This window comes from Bartonella sp. AD24XZML (genome assembly GCF_042196485.1).
Classification (GTDB): domain Bacteria; phylum Pseudomonadota; class Alphaproteobacteria; order Rhizobiales; family Rhizobiaceae; genus Bartonella.
On record NZ_JBHIQH010000015.1, the window covers coordinates 71,354 to 89,677 of the forward strand.

Consider the following 18,324-nt stretch of genomic DNA (forward strand, 5'->3'; position numbering starts at 1 on the left):
CCAAAATACTCTTACACGGGCTTTATATTCTTCTTTTTTGAGATATTTTACAAGATAATCTCTTCGTAGATTTTATGAAAGTTTTTGAGGAAGTATAAAAGAGGTTTGATGAATTGTGCAAAGGAGATAAACAGTCTTTTATTTTAACAAGGTAAAATAATGCTTTATACAAAATAAAAAATCTTCGTCGTTACAGACGAAGATTTCTAAATAAAATATTGCAGAATTTAAACTTTAAAGTGCTGCAAGGTTACCAGCGGCAAATTTTCCTGAACGACGATCTTGAAGAACATCATAAGAGATTTTTTGCCCTTCATTAAGACTGTTTAGACCTGAACGCTCGACGGCAGAAATGTGTACAAATACATCTGCACTACCATCACTAGGCTGAATGAATCCGAAACCTTTTGTTGTATTAAACCACTTAACTGTTCCTGTAGACATAGGAAACTCCTTAGAATATATAATTATATTGAGCATTGAAGCTTTTATTCCTTCAATACGGTTGTAGATCGAAATTAGGTGGGAGAAGTTTCGTCGAAAGTGCAGATTGCACAGGAAAGAAAGTCACGTAACCGAAAATTCGATGAAACCTCTATAAAAGTTTTTAGAACAAAAAGCAAGTCTTAATCAATTTTTATATAAAGAAAAAATAAGAAAACAGTGTACATTTTGTTAAGTAGAAAAAAAATCAACTAAAATAACTTTGTAGTGAACGTACCTCAAGGTGCCTTTTTTTGAGTGCTTTAATCGCTTCTACGACGGCTTCGGCTCCAGCTATTGTTGTATAATAGGGAACATTTTGCATGAGTGCTGCATAACGTAATGATTTTGAGTCTGAGATGGCACTGGCAGTACTAGTTGTATTAAAAATTAATTGAATTTGGCGATTACGAATAGCATCTTCAATATGGGGGTGTCCCTCTAGAACTTTGTTGATTTTTTTTGCTTCAACGTGGTGTTCGGTGAGAAATTTTTGTGTTCCACTTGTGGCGACAACAGAAAAGCCAAGCTCAGTTAAACGTTTTACAGGATTTAAGATGCGTTTTTTATCTTCATCTCTTACAGAAACGAACAAAGTTCCTTCTTTAGGGAGTTTTACACCAGCTCCAAGTTGGGCTTTAGCAAAAGCAAGCGAAAATTCATAGTCAAGTCCCATAACTTCACCGGTTGAGCGCATTTCTGGACCAAGAAGTGTATCAACACCTGAAAAACGAGCAAAAGGAAATACTGCTTCCTTGACGGCAATATGTTGTTTTTTTTGCAAAGAAGGTAATCCACCATAAGCTTGAAGAGCATCATGAAGCGTTTCTCCTGCCATAATACGTGCAGCCATTTTAGCAATAGGGCGACCAATCGTTTTTGCAACAAATGGGACAGTACGTGAAGCACGGGGATTGACTTCTAAGACATAAATGGTGTCATCTTTTATAGCATATTGTACATTCATTAAGCCGCGAACATGAAGTGCTTGGGCTAATGCTTTGGTTTGGCGCTCTAATTCAGTAACTATTTTATTTGAGAGCGTATGGACTGGTAGAGAACATGCTGAATCACCAGAGTGGATACCAGCTTCTTCAATATGTTCCATAATACCAACGATTAGTGTTTCTTTGCCATCACATAGACAATCAACATCTACTTCAATTGCTTCTGTTAAATAGGTATCAAAGAGAAGCGGATTTTTACCAAGCAATATATTGATTTGTCCTGTTGTGTCGTTAGGATAACGGACTTTGATATCTTCTGAAATTAATTCAGGGACACTTTCAAGTAAATAATTTTGTAAGCTACGTTCATCACGAATAATTTGCATAGCACGTCCTCCTAAAACATAAGAGGGACGTACAACCAAAGGGAAGCCTAGTTCGTGGGCAATGAGGCGTGCTTGTTCAATGGAGTGGGCAATACCATTTTGAGGTTGTGTTAAATTAAGTTTAAATAACAGTTTTTGAAAGCGGTCTCTATCTTCTGCTAAGTCGATAGCGTCAGGTGAAGTACCTAGGATGGGGATATTGTGTTTTTCTAGAGCGCTTGCCAATTTTAAGGGTGTTTGTCCGCCAAATTGGACGATGACTCCAACCAAATCTCCTTTTTCCTGTTCTGCTTCTAAAATAGCGATAACGTCTTCTGTTGTTAAAGATTCAAAGTAAAGGCGATCAGAGGTATCATAGTCGGTTGAAACTGTTTCAGGATTACAGTTAATCATAATCGCTTCAAATCCTGCATCACGCAGTGCAAAAGCAGCGTGGCAGCAACAGTAATCAAATTCAATACCTTGCCCAATGCGGTTTGGTCCACCGCCTAAAATAGCAATTTTTTTACGTTCAGAAACGTGTGCTTCCGAGTGCTCTACACCTGCAAAGGGAACTTCATATGTTGAATACATATAGGCTGTAGGAGAAGAAAATTCAGCGGCACAAGTATCAATCCGTTTGAAGACGTGTTTAACATTCAGTGATTTGCGTAAAGCTGCGATATAATCAGGTTCTTTCCCTGTAAGGGAGGCTAATCGCGCATCTGAAAAGCCCATAGCTTTTAACATACGTAAGTTATCTGCGTCTTGGGGTAATCCATGAATGCGGATACGCTGCTCCATTTCAATGATGGAGGCTATTTGTTCTAAAAACCACGGATCAATTTTGCTAATTTGGTGAATCTCGTTTAAGGGTAAGCCTGTGCGCATGGCTTGAGCAATATAGCGTAGACGATCAGGGCTTGGTATGGCAATGGCGGAGCGTATAGAACTTTTTTCATCACCTTCAGCATGCTCTGGAATCACAATTTCATCAAGACCCGTAAGCCCTGTTTCAAGTCCACGGAGTGCTTTTTGTAATGATTCTTGAAAAGTGCGTCCAATTGCCATGACTTCTCCTACAGATTTCATCGCAGTTGTGAGGACAGGTGATGAACCGGGAAATTTTTCAAACGCAAAACGAGGAATTTTTGTCACAATATAGTCAATAGAAGGTTCAAATGATGCTGGTGTTGCACCACCCGTGATATCATTTTTTAATTCATCAAGTGTATAACCAACAGCCAGTTTAGCCGCTACTTTAGCAATGGGAAACCCCGTTGCTTTTGAGGCAAGCGCTGAAGAGCGAGAAACACGCGGATTCATTTCAATAACAATGAGGCGCCCATTTTCAGGATTGACAGCAAACTGTACATTGGATCCCCCCGTTTCAACGCCAATTTCACGCAAAACAGCAATCGAAGCATTACGCATACATTGATATTCTTTATCGGTTAAGGTGAGAGCAGGTGCTACAGTGATCGAATCACCGGTATGAATCCCCATTGGATCAATGTTTTCAATAGAACAAACGATGATACAATTGTCGTTCTTATCACGAACAACTTCCATCTCATATTCTTTCCACCCTAAAACACTTTCTTCAATTAATACTTCTGTTGTTGGTGAAGCTTCAAGCCCACGTTCAATAATTTCATAGAATTCAGAGCGGTTATAAGCAATTCCACCACCAGTTCCACCAAGGGTAAATGAAGGACGAATAATAGCTGGAAGCCCGACAACATCAAGAGCTTGAACTGCTTTTGCTGTTGCATGGGCGATATAATGTTGTTTGCGATCAGCTTCGGTATGTCGCCAGTTGCGCTCAAGTTCTTCGAGTGCTTTGTCAAGCGCAGCACCAGAAAGCTTTGCTTTAAGTTCAGCACACGTTTTTGCGTGTTGTTGGCGATTTTCTTCTTTCAGTTCTGTTGCATTGGCTAACATAGAGCGTGGCGTTTCCAAACCGATTTTTGCCATCGCTTGGCGGAATAAAGCACGATCTTCAGCTTTATCAATAGCATCAGCATTGGCTCCTATCATTTCAACATGATAGCGGTCTAAAATCCCCATACGCTTTAATGATAAAGCAGTATTGAGGGCTGTTTGTCCTCCCATAGTGGGTAAAAGGGCATCGGGACGCTCGTGGGCAATAATTTTGGCAACTATTTCAGGAGTAATGGGCTCTATATAAGTTGCATCAGCTAGATCTGGATCTGTCATAATCGTGGCAGGATTAGAATTTACCAAAATAATTCGGTAACCTTCTTCTTTTAATGCTTTACAGGCTTGAGTGCCTGAATAATCAAATTCACATGCCTGACCAATGATAATAGGTCCTGCTCCGATGATAAGAATAGATTTTATATCTGTGCGTTTGGGCATGACTTTTTCCTATGACAAATCTATGTGCGATTGTTGCGGGCAAAATATTTCAGTTCTGAGGCTACAATCATTTTATAAGTTAAGTGACAAAGAAAGTAAGCATTAAAATACCTTTTCCATGCTTTTTTTCATAAAATTGAAGATAAATTTCTTTTTTGAGTTGAGTCATCTCATCAGTCTATCAAAAGTATGACCTTTGATAAAAAAATAATAACAGTGCTCCAACAAATTAGAATATTCAAGCATACGTGGAGCATAAAAAGCCAGAACATCTTTCCAATCCATTGCCTGCATATTTTGTGTTTTATGACGTTTTTTGCCTAAGAGAGCACGCGCTTTTTCTGTTGCTTCTAAGACATAAGCCCATTATTTATGGTTCGATGGGATTTCGTAAAATGAAATAGGAAACTTATCGTGTTGTTCGGTAAAATACTGCCGTTTAGAGCTGTGATATAAGGTATGAAAATTTACCACATTAAGGTGTTTTTTTGTTAGAGTGTATGATAGAATTCAGGACAAGATTTGTCTGTAGAGAGCTTATGAAATAAACCATATAAAATGGTTTCTGTTGGAATCTGTTATATAAAAAGCAAGATTGTTGATAGATCGGCTCTGGTCGAAGTTTCCGTTTTAGGGTAGGAAGACAGTCAATCTATGTATCTTTCCATTTCATAAAAGGGTGAGAGTGTATTTTAATACAATGGCTAAGGATATAATTTCAGAATGATTTTGTTTGTTTTTAAAAGATAGTGAATACTCTCCTTTTACTTTATTGATGATGTTCAAGACTTATTTAAAATATAAAGAAGGCTAAAATGCTGAACATTTCCCAAACGAGATTCTGTTTGAAAGATGTATCAATAGGAAAGCTTTTGGTGGCTAGGTCTCAAAAAGGGATTTGTCATATAGCGTTAGGAGACACTATAGAGCAATTATTACAGGAGTTTACGATACGCTTTGGTGATGCACAACAAGTTGTAGGTGACAATACATTTAAGAGAGAAGTTGCCCATATTATAGCCATGATAGAAACACCTAAGCTGGTAAAAAAATATAATTTTCCCTTAGATATAAATGGTACAGTTTTTCAACGACAAGTATGGGCAGTATTATGTGATATACCATGTGGTGAAACAATTTCCTATGAGATCTTAGCGTGCCGTATTGGTATGCCGAAAGCTTTTCGTGCCGTTGCTAATGCCTGTGCACGTAACGAATTGGCTGTTATCATTCCTTGTCATCGTGTTGTGTGTAAAAATGGTTTTATTTCAGGGTATCGTTGGGGGGACAAACGGAAACAGATTTTACTACAACGAGAACAAAATGGAGAAATTTAACTTTGTGTGATGGGCATTATAATCGTTACAGTTGTTCCTTTCATTTCTTTTGAAGTAATTTCAAGTTTTCCTTTGTGGAGTTCTAGCAAGGAGCGTGAAATGGCTAAGCCAAGACCTGAGCCCGTATGAGATTTAGTAAGCTGATTTTCAACTTGTTCAAAAGGTTGCCCAAGTTTTTTAATTGCTGATTGGGGAATACCAACACCTGTATCTGTAATTTTAAAAATAAGATTATTTTTTTTCTTGAAAGCGCAGACATCAATATTTCCACCAGAAGGCGTAAATTTAACGGCATTAGAGATGAGATTAAGAAAAATCTGTTTCATTGCACGACCATCAACTTCAGCATGAAGTTCTGGGGTAATGTTTGTTGTAACAACAATATTTTTTTCTTGAGCTTGAGGCGTTAATGTTCGTACTGCTTCACTAATGATGGGCTCAAGATCGGTATTTTTACAATCAAGCGTAAATCTTCCTGCTTCGATTTTTGACATATCAAGGATGTCATTGATAAGGGTTAGAAGATGGGTTCCTGAATTGTAAATATCATGCATATATTCCTTATAGCGTTGTGAACCAAGAGGACCAAAAGTTGATTGCAACATGATGTCTGAAAAACCAAGAATAGCATTCAGAGGCGTGCGCAATTCATGAGACATATTGGCTAAAAATTCTGATTTAGCCTTATTAGCACTTTCGGCGCGTTCTTTTTCTGCTTTCAAACTTTTATTAAGTTTTTCAACTTCTGTTGCGCGTTGTTGAGCACTCCCTCGCGCGCGCTTGAGTTCTTGAATGAAAGAAAAAAGACGCCTTTCACTGTCTTCAAATTTTTCCTGTTGTTGTTTAAGCTCAGAAATGTCAGTACCAATACAAACCAATCCTCCATCTTGGGTTCGTCGTTCGTTAATTTTGAGCCAACAACCATCTGCCGTTTGGCGAATACTGGTTAAGTTACCAGTACCATCATCTTTAAGGGGATATTCACTGAGTGCAGGGCGTGCCATGGCTTCAACGGTTGCACGTTGGATACCTGATTGTAGAATTTGTTTAGGAATAGCGGCATATTCGCAAAATTTGCTGTTGGACATGACTAAACGTCCTTCAGCATCCCACAAGACGAAAGATTCTGAAATGTTTTCAATCGCATCACGGATACGAAGGTCGGCTTGCGCCGTTTGTTCAGCCAATTGTTGCTGTTCACTAATATCGAAAGAAATACCAACCAAATGGGGGTCTTCTTCTTCAGTCACTTCGGCACGAATGCGCATCCATACATAATGACCATCAGCATGACGCATAGGAACGTTAATATCGATATGCTTTTTTTTACCGCTCATTAATTCCTGAGCAAGGTCAAAAAAATTCGCATCATTTGGATTGATAATGGCGCTAATTTGGGAAATTGAGAGCAATGCATCTTGAGGGACATAGCCGAGCATTTCGTACATTGCTCGTGACCAGTAGACGCGTCCACTTGCCATATTCCAATCCCATAGTCCACAGCGTCCACGCATCATTGCCATATCAATACGGTTTTGAATTTTTTCTGAAACAAGATCTGTTTTGCGTGCTCGTACAATTTGGTTATAATAAGCATAAAGAAGAGCGAGGATAACGCCACTAGTTCCAATGAACATGGTTATATTTAACGAGAGAGCTTTCCGCCATTCCATGTAAATATGTTGTATTTTTTCACTGATGAATACCCCATATTGTCCATTTTCTGTTTGCTGGAAGGAAGCAAGAGCAGGAATATCTTTTCCTATTGTAATTTTCATGATTCCAGCATGTTTTCCTAGAGCTTGTAAAGTAATGCTTTCAGAGGTAAAATCCTGTAAGGGTTTTCCTAAGACAATCTCGGAACTTGATGAAGCTAGGACATTGCCTTTTTGATCGACAATAGCAATAACAGCGTTGGTTTTTATAAAACCTTTGTTACGAAAATTGGTTAGGATATTTTGTAAATGATTATGAGAAAGAGCAGCAGCTTTTCCTTGTCGAGTGGCGGCAAGTAAGTCACGGTCGATTGTATTGGTAATATGAGAAGCTAAGAGAGTGATGGTAGAATGCGTGTTTTTATCAATTGTGTTGCGCCAATCATAGATTGATAGGAAACGGATTGCTGCTAGTATAACAAGAAATGCAAGAATTACAAATGGGAGTGAACGTCGCAGCCAAGGTTCAATAAAAAGAAGTTTTTTATAGGAAGAACCAGAAAATAGATTGGTACGCTCTGTCCGCTCCTTGCGACTTTGAGCGCTTGATTTTGAATCAGCATACACCTCCCTTGGCGCATTATATGCGTCCAATTTAGCCATCTCGCGTTCCTTTAATTCTGGAATAATATGATTTAAAAACTGCTTCGATATTCATAGTAACCCCATCGAGTGCAATGAATCAAAACAGGAGTCTTCTGTCCAGTCTTTTTTTTAAAAAAAATAATTTTACTTTTATGATTTTGGAATATGAAAAGAAAAAAGTACTTTAAACGTGATCTATAAACAGGCTTAGATTGCCTGTTTATAGATTTAATGATGATCGAATAGTTTATAGAATTTATTTAAAAAAATATTATAGCATATTGATTTAAAATATTTTTTTGTTTCAAGTGAGCAGACGGTTGATGATATCAGCAACATCGCTTGATAATTTTGGCGCAGCAGCAATCATTTTTAATTCAGTTTCAAGTTTTTGTTGTCGAATAGGTTCTAATTGTCGCCAAGAGCGCATCATTGTTAATAATCGTGAAGCAAGCTGTGGATTTTTTTTGTCAATTTCCAAAATGACTTGGCAAAGAAAATGATAAGACGCTCCATCCATCCTATTAAAGCCCGTGAGATTGTTAGAGGCAAAAACACCGATTAGGGAACGTACACGATTAGGATTATCTTGTGAAAAAAGCGGATGTTGCATGAGCTTTTGAACATTCTCGAGTGTTGATGTGCCAGCAACCATTGCTTGAATAGAAAACCATTTATCCATGACCAAAGGGTCATGCCGATAGCGGTTTTCAAAATCATTTAAGGCATTTTGTGCCTGCTCACTTTCATTAAAACGCTTCACGAGAACAGCGATACTCGCCATACGGTCAGTCATATTATCAGCTGTTGCATACTGTATAGCAGCTCGATTTGGATTGGCTTCAGCAATGGAAAGGTAATCCAGTATGATATTCTTTAATGCTCGCTTTCCAGCTTGTGCTGTGTTTGGTGAATAGGGCTCTTGGGTTTGCATTTGTCCATAGAATTTTGTTAAGAGATCTTGATGAGTTTGTGCAAGTGAAGCTAAAAACTGATGGCGGACATAATGAATACGATCTGGATCAATATTTTTACCGATTGTATGAGCAAGCTCAACTTCACTAGGTAAATTTAAACAGAAGGCACGAAATTCAGGCTCTAAGGTTTCATCTGTTATGATCGTTTCAATCAGCTTTAGCAAAGCAGAAGGGAGTGTTGCTTTTTCTTGTGTTTTATCTTGAATGCTGTGAATCAAAGCTTGCGTCATTAAATGATTAAGAGATTGCCAGCGATTGATGTGATTGTCATCATGTTGTGCAAGAAAAATAAGTTCTCTTTCATTGAATGGAGTGTGTAGAATGATTGGTGCTGAAAAGTCTCGCAGCAGTGATAAAACGGGTTTTTCACGCAGTCCCTTTAATGTAAACGTTTGGCTTTCCTTGGATAAAAGCATAACATCTGATTGAATATCTGTATCTGCTTCATAGGTGAGGTTTTCTCCGTTAGATCCTAACAAGCCAAATACGATAGGGATAAGCATAGGCTTTTTTGTATTTTGTTGTGGGGTTGCGGGAATATGTTGCTTTGTATGAATTGTTAAAACACCATCGCTATAATGACTATCGATTTCTACATTGGGTGTTCCTGCTTGTTCATACCATAGCATGAATTGGGAGAAGTCTTGACCAGACACTTCAGCAAAACAGGTAATAAAATCTTCAATTGTACAAGCTTGTCCATCATGACGTTGAAAATAAAGATCAGTGCCTTTACGAAACAGAGTAGGACCTAAAATAGTTCGTATCATGCGAACAACTTCAGCACCTTTTTCATAAACAGTTGTGGTGTAAAAATTATTAATTTGGCTATATTGACGAGGACGTACAGGATGCGCAAGAGGTCCTGCGTCTTCTGCAAATTGCGTCGCTTTTAATGCTTTTACATTTTCAATTCGCTGTAGGCTGCGTACATTTTGATCTGATGAAAATTCCTGATCACGATAAACAGTGAATCCTTCTTTTAAACAGAGTTGAAACCAATCGCGACAGGTAACACGATTACCGCTCCAATTATGGAAATATTCATGTGCAATGACACGTTCAACATTTCTATAATCCTGATCGGTTGCTGTTTCAGGATCGACAAGAACATATTTATCATTAAAAACGTTAAGGCCTTTGTTTTCCATTGCTCCCATGTTAAAGTCGGACACAGCAACAATATTGAAAACATCAAGATCATATTCGCGTCCGAAACATTGTTCATCCCAACGCATGGAACGTTTAAGAGCATCCATTGCATAGGTTGCGCATTCGGTTTTTCCTTTTTCTACATAGATACCAAGCTCGATACATCGTCCAGATACAGTTGTAAAATGGTCTTCTAACTTATCAAGATCTCCACCTACTAAAGCAAAGAGATAAGATGGTTTGGGATAAGGATCTTCCCAAATGGCAAAATGGCGATTATTCTCTAAAGTTCCTGTTTCCACCAGATTACCATTTGAAAGCAAGATTGGGATTGTTTGGATATCTGCTTCAATTTTCACTCTATAGGTAGAAAGAACATCTGGTCGGTCGTAAAAATAAGTAATACGACGAAAACCTTCCGATTCGCATTGTGAGCAATAAACACCATTTGAAAGATAAAGCCCCATAAGTTGGCGGTTGCTTTCAGGATTCAGTTCCGTAACCAATTTCAATGTAAAAGGAGCCGTTGGTGGCGTTGTAATTTCTAAACGTGAAGGCATCACTTTATAAGTGTTTGGGGCTAATATCTCATCATTAATAGAAACGGAAATTAAAGTAAGATCATCACCAGAAAGAACTAGAGGTGTTAATTCTTTTGTATCGTGACGGGATTCAATAGACAATATGGCTGTAACATAGGTTTTTGTCGGTGCTAATTGGAAAGAAAGTTGTGTTTTAGGGATAACGTAAGGGGTTGGTTGGTAGTCTTCCAAACGATAAATAGATGTTATTGGCTGTTTCATAGTTTTTTCCCATTTGTATTTTAAGAGTTAAAGAAGGGTGTGTTAATTTTAGAAGCAATATAGGATTAAAGAATTACAAAAGGCTGTCGAGGCGATTTTTTACTTCTAAGAAGTCTATCCATGTAAGCTTCTTTTGACTAGGGGTTCTAAGAAGGTAAGCTGGATGGAAAGTTGGCATAACAGGTATTTTTATATTATCCTCGCTTTCATAGATATGCCATTTCCCTCTTGTTCGGATAATCCCATTTTGAGATCCAGTAAGAAACTGTGCAGCAACGCTTCCCAGTGCTATAAGAACACGAGGACGCGCTAAATAAATGTGCCGTTCAATAAAAGGGCGGCACAAGGCAACTTCTCTTGGTGTTGGTGTACGATTTCCTGGTGGACGCCAAGGAATAGTGTTGGCAATGTAAACATTATTTCTTGTTAAGCCAATTGATGCGAGGATTTTATTAAGCAACATCCCAGCTTTTCCCACAAAAGGAATTCCTTGTATATCCTCGTCTCGTCCTGGTGCTTCGCCTATAAGCATCAGGGGGCTTCCTGCAGTTCCATCTGAAAAACAGGTATTTTTTGCTGTCAATTTTAATGAACAGCCATTAAATGCAAGGAGAGCAGATTTTAATTCATCAAGTGTTTTTGCATTTTTTGCACTCTCTATAGCAGTGGATTCATTTTGTATAGTCCTAGAGTTATGCAGCTGATGATGATCTAATTTTACGGTTGGAGATGTTTTGGGAGATGCTTGTTGATTATGAGAAATGTTCACAACAGATATTAATTTTCTCTCTGAACAAGCAGACTGCTTAAAACGATCAATAGGAAAATCTGTCAGAACGGCATCCGCACCACTTTCTTTATAAAAGTTTAAGAGTTCTTCATAGGAAATTGAGCACGGCGTTTGATTTAACATTTTACTTTTTCTAATGATCTAGCGATTATAGATCAAACAAAATTATCCTTCAAGTTTTATTAAATGTATTCGCTAGCCATTAGTGTATAAGAACGCTGATAGGATTCTTTCTTTTCACAAAAAAGGCAAATCGTAAAATGCGAATGTTCGCGATTATATGCATCTTTAAATGTATAATTTATTTAAATTGCGCTATTTCAAATTTTTAAACAGACTAAACTCACTCATAATAAAAGAATCTTTTACTGAACGCAAGTGGTGTGATAATATTTTTTATTATTATATTCTATATTTAATACTTAATGAAAGTGAATTTTGTATTATTTTATTTATAAAATTAATTATAAATTTTATATTATTGTATTATTATATTTTTTTAATAACTTTTATTAAAAATATTAAATATATTAATTGAAATATATAAATATTACTTTTATATAAGAAAATACTAAGACGTTATAAACTATTTTTACAATGGGTTAAAAGCAATGTGTGGATATATGCTTTTGCTTTTTTTACAGCTGAAATGAGAGGTTCATTTAATGCCAAATGCGCTGCAATAGCGCTTGAAAGAATGCAACCTGTTCCTCGCATTGTTCCTTTTAAACGTGGAGTAGAGATATTTATGACTTCAGTTTTGTCAATGAAGCTATCAATTGCAAGAGGACCTTCTGCATGTCCCCCTTTTACTAAAATAGAGCGAGCTCCCAATGACAAAAGTTTTTTTGCTTGTTGTATTGCTTGCTTATCATGAGATACCAATGGACTTTGGCTAAGAAGAGAGAGTTCTTCTCTATTCGGTGTTAAAAGATCAACATGAGGAAGCAGTTTATCGATCATAGTGTCGATGATTGTTTCCGTTATTAGTTTTCCTCCTGATGAAGCGACAAGTACAGGGTCCAAAATAACTGGAACATGGGGATAGTCTTTGAGTACGTTACAGATTGCTGCTATAATTGCTTTTGTCCCCGTCATACCGATTTTTATTGCGCTTATTGGATTTGCTTCTAGGGCAGCACGCATTTGCGCAGCGACGAGGTCACCACGCATTGGAATGATTTCGACAACGCGATTATCATCTTGTACGTTAACACAAGTAATTGCTAAATTTGCTTTTATTTGAAAATGCGCAGTGGTTTCTATATCACGAACAATACCAGCACCTCCTGTTGGATCAGTGCCCGCAACAATAAGAATGGAAGGTATCAACGCCATGTTTGTGTCACTTTTATCCACTGCTGTACACGTTCTTCAGGTTTTTTATGGAGGATAATATCAGTCACAACAGCAGCACTATTTGCTCCTGCTTTTAAAACACCAACTGCGCGTTCTGGTGTTAAACCACCAATACCCACCAAAGGTAAAGCACCAATCCGCTTTCTCCATTGTTTGATTTTCTCTAGTCCTTGCGGCATCCATTTCATTTTTTTTAAGATTGTCGGATAAATAGGACCAAGTGCAATATACTCAGGATTAGCAGAGAGTGCGGTATCCAATTCATATTCATCATGTGTACTAAGACCAACTTTTATACCACTTTTACGAATTGCGTGAAGATCAGCATTGCTCAGGTCTTCTTGTCCCAGATGAATAAAATTACACTTTTCATCAATTGCTATTTCCCAATGATCATTAATAATTAATTGTGCTCCCAATTTATTGCATATGTTTTTTGCACGCTTAATATGTTGACGGATTATTTGTTGATTTTCATGTTTCATACGCAATTGTACGAGCTTGATACCAAGAGGAAGCAAACGTTCAATCCAATCAGCGTTATCAACGATGAGGTAAAATGGATCCAGTTTCATGAAAATACCGCTTTTCCAATGATTGGTGTTGAAGGGACTGCTACATTGCGTGCTTCGATCATGCCAGCTTTATATCCCATACGTCCTGCTTGAACAGCTTTAGAAAATGCTTCAGCCATTAAGACAGGATCAGCTGCTTTAGCAACTGCGGTATTAAGCAGTACTGCATCATAACCTAGTTCCATCGCAATGGCGGCATGTGATGGGCGTCCAATGCCGGCATCAATAACAAGAGTAGCATCAGGAAGGTAAGCACGAATAGAACGCAATCCATCAGTATTATGAGGTCCTTTGGCAGAACCAATAGGAGCACACCAAGGCATAATAACACGGCAACCAATGTCGAAAAGTTTTTCAGCAACAATGAGATCATCCGTTGTATAGGAAAAAATTTTGAAACCTTCATTGTTTAAAATTTGAGCAGCTTCGATTAAGGAAAAAATATTTGGCTGTAAGGTGTCTGAATTACCGATAATTTCGAGTTTAATCCAAGCTGTTTTAAAAAGATCTCTTGCTAATTGCGCTGTGGTTACGGCTTCTTTAACAGTATAACAACCAGCAGTATTAGGAAGCACTGTTACCCCAAGATCTTGAAGAAATTGCCAAAATTGTCCACCTTGTTTTCCTCCTGCAGTTTCACGGCGCAAGGAAACAGTTACAATTTCCGTATTCGATTTATGAATAGCATCACGAAGGATTGCTGGTGAAGGATATTGCGCTGTACCTAATAGAAGACGGGAAGAGAATTGTCGTCCATAAAGATTCAGCATAATTTTAGCCTCCTTGCATTGGGCTTAAAATTTCAATTTTATCTCCTTCATGCAAGACAAATTGGCTTCGTGCATCTATAGGAACAACTTCAGCGTTAACAGCAGTTGCAAGCCAATTCCCTTCATACCCCAATTCTTCAAGCAAGAGACCGAGAGTCATAACTTCTGTTTGGACTGTTTCACCATTAACAAATATTTGCATGCTTTATTCCAATGCCAATTTCATTGCTCGTTTTGCCATTTCTGGAGACAACAGAAAACCATGTCTATAAAATCCATTAATAGAAATAAAGTTACCATCTTTATGCACAGAAGGGAAGTTATTAGGATAACATGGACGAACACCAACGCCAGATTCAATAATTTCTGCTTCAGCAAAAGCAGGATGTAAAGTATAAGCCGCGTTGAGCAGTTCCATCATTGATCTTACAGAGATTGCACCATCAAAGTCACTTTCAATCATCGTTGCACCAATCATAAAAATATTATCTTGTCGAGGTACAATGTAAAGAGGAAACCGTGGGTGAAGAAGACGAATTGGACGCGAAATTTTAATATCGGTGCAGCGCACGAGAAGCATTTCACCGCGTACGCCCCGTATATTTTTATCTTTTCCTAAACGTGCTATTCCTGTCGCATCAATAACAATATCAAAATTTTTTTCAGCCTTCTCTACATCAACAAAACAGGCTCCATTGTTGAGAAGCTTTTCTTTTAAAGCCATAAGTGCTTTGCGAGGGTCAATATGGGCTTCATTTTCATAAAAGAGTGCACAGTTAAAACGTTCAGCAAGATCTGGTTCAAGATGAGCTATTTCTGTATTATCTATGGTTTTGTGATTATGCGTACGCACAGAAAATCGTTCAAGCTCTCCTCTATCTCGTGTAGGTGCAACCACTAAAGTACCTTTTTGTATGACAAGGTTGGGGAGCGTTTTACGCCACCATTGTATAGCTTGTACACCAAGATCTTCAACAATTTGTTCTGCACTTTCCCTTTCACAGTAAGGTGCGAGCATTCCTCCTGCATACCAACTAGCACTTCCTATAGGTGAATGAGAGGGGGCTGATACAGTAACAGAAGCACCTTTTTGCTTTAACATAAAGGCAGCTGTTAAGCCGCCTACACCTGCACCTTTGATAAGAATGTTCTTCAACTATTTACTTTCTTTTTTTGAGGAGGAACAATTTCCATATAAAGGTCACCATTTTTCTGATATTTTTCGGCCATGGCGATCATACCTTCCCCTTTTGTTTTTCTTATTGCGGCTGCCTCACGAATATCATGGGAAATACGCATAGAACAGAACTTTGGTCCACACATGGAACAAAAATGCACCAATTTATGGGCTTCTTTAGGCATTGTCTCATCATGAAAGGCACAGGCTGTTTCTGGATCAAGAGAAAGGTTAAATTGATCATGCCATCTAAAATCAAATCGTGCACGCGAAAGAGCATTATCGCGCAATTGTGCTCTAGGCAAACCTTTGGCAAGGTCTGCGGCATGAGCAGCAATTTTATAAGTAATCACACCAGTTTTTACGTCATTCCTATCGGGCAGTCCTAGGTGTTCTTTAGGTGTTACATAACACAACATAGCAGTTCCAAACCATCCAATCATAGCGGCACCAATTGCTGATGTAATATGGTCATAACCAGGAGCAATGTCTGTTGTAAGAGGTCCCAAAGTATAAAAAGGCGCCTCATGACAAAGATCTAATTGTTGCTCCATATTTTCTTTAATTTTGTGCATTGGGACATGCCCAGGGCCTTCAATCATAACCTGTACATCTTTTTTCCAAGCAATTTTTGTCAATTCTCCCAAGGTTTTAAGCTCTGCAAATTGGGCTTCATCATTGGCATCGGCAATAGAGCCAGGACGCAATCCATCCCCCAATGAAAGAGAGATGTCATACGTTTTTGCAATATCACAAATTTCATCAAAATGTTCATAAAGAAAACTTTCTTTATGATGATGCAAACACCATTTTGCCATAATAGAACCACCTCGTGAAACAATACCTGTTACCCGATCAACGGTCAAAGGGATAAAAGGTAGTCTTAATCCCGCATGAATGGTAAAATAATCAACCCCTTGCTCTGCTTGCTCAATAAGGGTATCACGGAAAATGTCCCATGTTAAGTTTTCGGCAATACCCTGTACTTTTTCGAGTGCTTGATACAGAGGAACAGTCCCGATGGGAACAGGGGCATTTCGAATAATCCACTCACGAATATTGTGAATGTTTCGACCTGTTGAGAGATCCATAACTGTATCTGCTCCCCAGCGAATGGCCCAAACCATTTTATCAACTTCTTCTTCCATAGATGAAGTCACTGCTGAATTACCAATATTGGCATTAATTTTAACACGAAAATTACGTCCAATAATCATGGGTTCGCATTCTGGATGATTAATGTTTTGTGGGATAATGGCGCGTCCACAAGCAATTTCATTGCGAACAAATTCCGCAGTATAAATTTCTGGTATTGATCCAGCAAATGTTTCATTTGATGGTACATTCTGCCGTTCTTCTACTGCTAATCCTTCATTTTCTCGTATAGCCACATATTCCATTTCTTCGGTAATAATGCCTGCGCGTGCGTAAGCCATTTGTGTAATTGCTTTGCCATTTTTTGCTCGTAAAATAGAACGTTTTTGCTTAAAGGCTGGTGTAAGGTTTTTATCAGAAGTCAATCCATTATCTTCAGGTTTAACTAATCGTGCAGGATAAGTTTCAGTATCATCCCGCTTAGAGAGCCAAGGCAAGCTAATTGCTGGCAGGCCTTTTGTAATATCAATGATCATATCTTTATCTGTGTAGGGGCCAGAAGTATCGTAGACGTTTAAAGGTTTTTCACCACTGCCATCAGCCAGTGAAATTTCACGCAATGGTACGCGCACATCAGAAAAGAGAAGGCTCTGTTGATAAATTTTGCGTGAAGCGGGAAAGGGGCTACAACTGATTGATGGAGTATTTTTCTGCACAAACTTTTTCCTTATAGACACAGAGTTCAAAAATAGGTTGCGATGTTAATGGAGTTATGATGTTAATGGAGATGTATTCAAATTATCAATTACGAGCATTCACGAGCATTCAGAAGAATAGGGATAGTATTGCTTTATAGCAAAGAAACCCCAATACATCTCAAGAAAAATTATTTTGAAAAACTGAAACAATATCTATTCTAATATTTGCATGCCTCCTCCCACTTGAAGTATTTTTGTTAATACGAATATGGTTGGCTTAAATATCTATATTGTCAATCATAAAAATATATTTTAAACAATTTTGGTTTGTTTTTAAGAGTGAAAATAGATATTATGAAGTGATAAACTATGATATTGAAGCTTTTATAAACCAGAATAAAGTTAAAAACGGACTATCAGGGAAAAGTAGATAGTTTATGGCTCTGATTGAGATTTTTTTCATATTAAAATAATAACTCAGAATACCATAAGATCCTCTCATCATATATCTTTTCATATAAAAACATTTCCTTGCACGTCATAAGTGGGAGCGTATAGGGCAAAGCACTTGAAGAAAGGAAGCCAAATGTCATTTAATGAACATTCTAAGATGTGAGGCTGTCAAAACGTGGGGGACAACAAAATGTATGATGGATTCCACTTGTATCTTCAAAATCTTAAAGCTGATGATCTATAATGGCTTGCTATTGTATCATGGACGTGCGCTGTCGTAAAATGAAAGGAGTATATTTTGAGCAATATTTCTTAAAAAGTGCGTAATATGCAATATCATTATATTTTGTTTGGGGTATTCTATTCTTCATGAGGGGGATGTTCCCATTAAGAATGCGATAAACAAAAGCGTGAAACAATACCTAATCTTTATTATTAAAAATAATATTGTCTTGAATTAAGAAGAACACCAATAATTGCAAGATGTTGTTTAGAATGATTTATTGTTCTTGCAAAAAAAATATACATATAATAATATATAGAGGGAGATGTGCTAAGTGTGGGAGGGGAAAAGTTGGTTATGGGGCGTTTAAAAAACAAGGATATTGTTCATAAAAATTGGAGGAGGGGTGAGGTTATGCTTTTTAATTTTTTCCGGATC

General features: G+C 37.7%; 12 protein-coding genes. 1 reads left to right on the plus strand and 11 read right to left on the minus strand.

Annotated elements, in window-relative coordinates:
• Positions 1-234 precede the first annotated feature (234 nt).
• Positions 235-444 (minus strand): cold-shock protein, encoded by a 210-nt coding sequence (locus tag ACFIMX_RS01635; protein ID WP_012754908.1) that lies wholly within the window; start codon positions 442-444, stop codon positions 235-237.
• A gap of 247 nt (positions 445-691) precedes the next feature.
• Entirely contained in the window at positions 692-4,177 is a 3,486-nt protein-coding gene (gene carB / locus ACFIMX_RS01640) for a carbamoyl-phosphate synthase large subunit (RefSeq protein WP_375611195.1), read from the minus strand.
• An 815-nt stretch (positions 4,178-4,992) separates the two neighbouring features.
• On the opposite strand from carB, the gene ACFIMX_RS01645 reads away from it, so the two are divergent.
• Complete coding sequence (locus ACFIMX_RS01645; RefSeq protein ID WP_375693933.1) at positions 4,993-5,514, plus strand: methylated-DNA--[protein]-cysteine S-methyltransferase; 522 nt, start codon at positions 4,993-4,995, stop codon at positions 5,512-5,514.
• Here ACFIMX_RS01645 and ACFIMX_RS01650 read toward each other — a convergent pair.
• From ACFIMX_RS01650 to thiC, 9 genes are all read right to left on the minus strand, one after another.
• Positions 5,511-7,832 carry an ATP-binding protein gene (locus ACFIMX_RS01650; RefSeq protein WP_375693934.1) on the minus strand — a complete coding sequence of 774 codons (2,322 nt, stop codon included), beginning with the start codon at positions 7,830-7,832 and terminating at the stop codon, positions 5,511-5,513. The two genes, ACFIMX_RS01645 and ACFIMX_RS01650, sit on opposite strands and share 4 nt — an antisense overlap.
• Before the next feature lie 286 nt (positions 7,833-8,118).
• Positions 8,119-10,746 carry an aminopeptidase N gene (gene pepN, locus ACFIMX_RS01655; protein WP_375693935.1) on the minus strand — a complete coding sequence of 876 codons (2,628 nt, stop codon included), beginning with the start codon at positions 10,744-10,746 and terminating at the stop codon, positions 8,119-8,121.
• A gap of 73 nt (positions 10,747-10,819) precedes the next feature.
• Positions 10,820-11,659, minus strand: a complete 840-nt coding sequence (locus ACFIMX_RS01660) for a uracil-DNA glycosylase family protein (RefSeq protein ID WP_375617622.1) — start codon at positions 11,657-11,659, stop codon at positions 10,820-10,822.
• Between the two features lie 456 nt (positions 11,660-12,115).
• Positions 12,116-12,874 carry a hydroxymethylpyrimidine/phosphomethylpyrimidine kinase gene (locus tag ACFIMX_RS01665; RefSeq protein ID WP_375617623.1) on the minus strand — a complete coding sequence of 253 codons (759 nt, stop codon included), beginning with the start codon at positions 12,872-12,874 and terminating at the stop codon, positions 12,116-12,118.
• The gene (locus ACFIMX_RS01670) at positions 12,865-13,470 is read right to left on the minus strand and encodes a thiamine phosphate synthase (protein ID WP_375634178.1); all 606 of its coding nucleotides are present in this window, start codon (positions 13,468-13,470) and stop codon (positions 12,865-12,867) included. Before ACFIMX_RS01670 ends, ACFIMX_RS01665 begins: the two co-directional genes overlap by 10 nt.
• Complete coding sequence (locus ACFIMX_RS01675; protein ID WP_375693936.1) at positions 13,467-14,240, minus strand: thiazole synthase; 774 nt, start codon at positions 14,238-14,240, stop codon at positions 13,467-13,469. The genes ACFIMX_RS01670 and ACFIMX_RS01675 overlap by 4 nt, the downstream gene beginning before the upstream one ends.
• Positions 14,241-14,244: 4 nt before the next feature.
• On the minus strand, positions 14,245-14,442 hold the full coding sequence (gene thiS / locus ACFIMX_RS01680; protein WP_273791115.1) for a sulfur carrier protein ThiS: 198 nt from the start codon (positions 14,440-14,442) through the stop codon (positions 14,245-14,247).
• 3 nt (positions 14,443-14,445) lie between these two features.
• A complete protein-coding gene (gene thiO, locus ACFIMX_RS01685) occupies positions 14,446-15,396 on the minus strand; it encodes a glycine oxidase ThiO (protein WP_375617626.1) in 951 nt (316 codons plus the stop codon).
• On the minus strand, positions 15,393-17,228 hold the full coding sequence (gene thiC, locus ACFIMX_RS01690; RefSeq protein ID WP_375617627.1) for a phosphomethylpyrimidine synthase ThiC: 1,836 nt from the start codon (positions 17,226-17,228) through the stop codon (positions 15,393-15,395). Before thiC ends, thiO begins: the two co-directional genes overlap by 4 nt.
• Positions 17,229-18,324 lie beyond the last annotated feature (1,096 nt).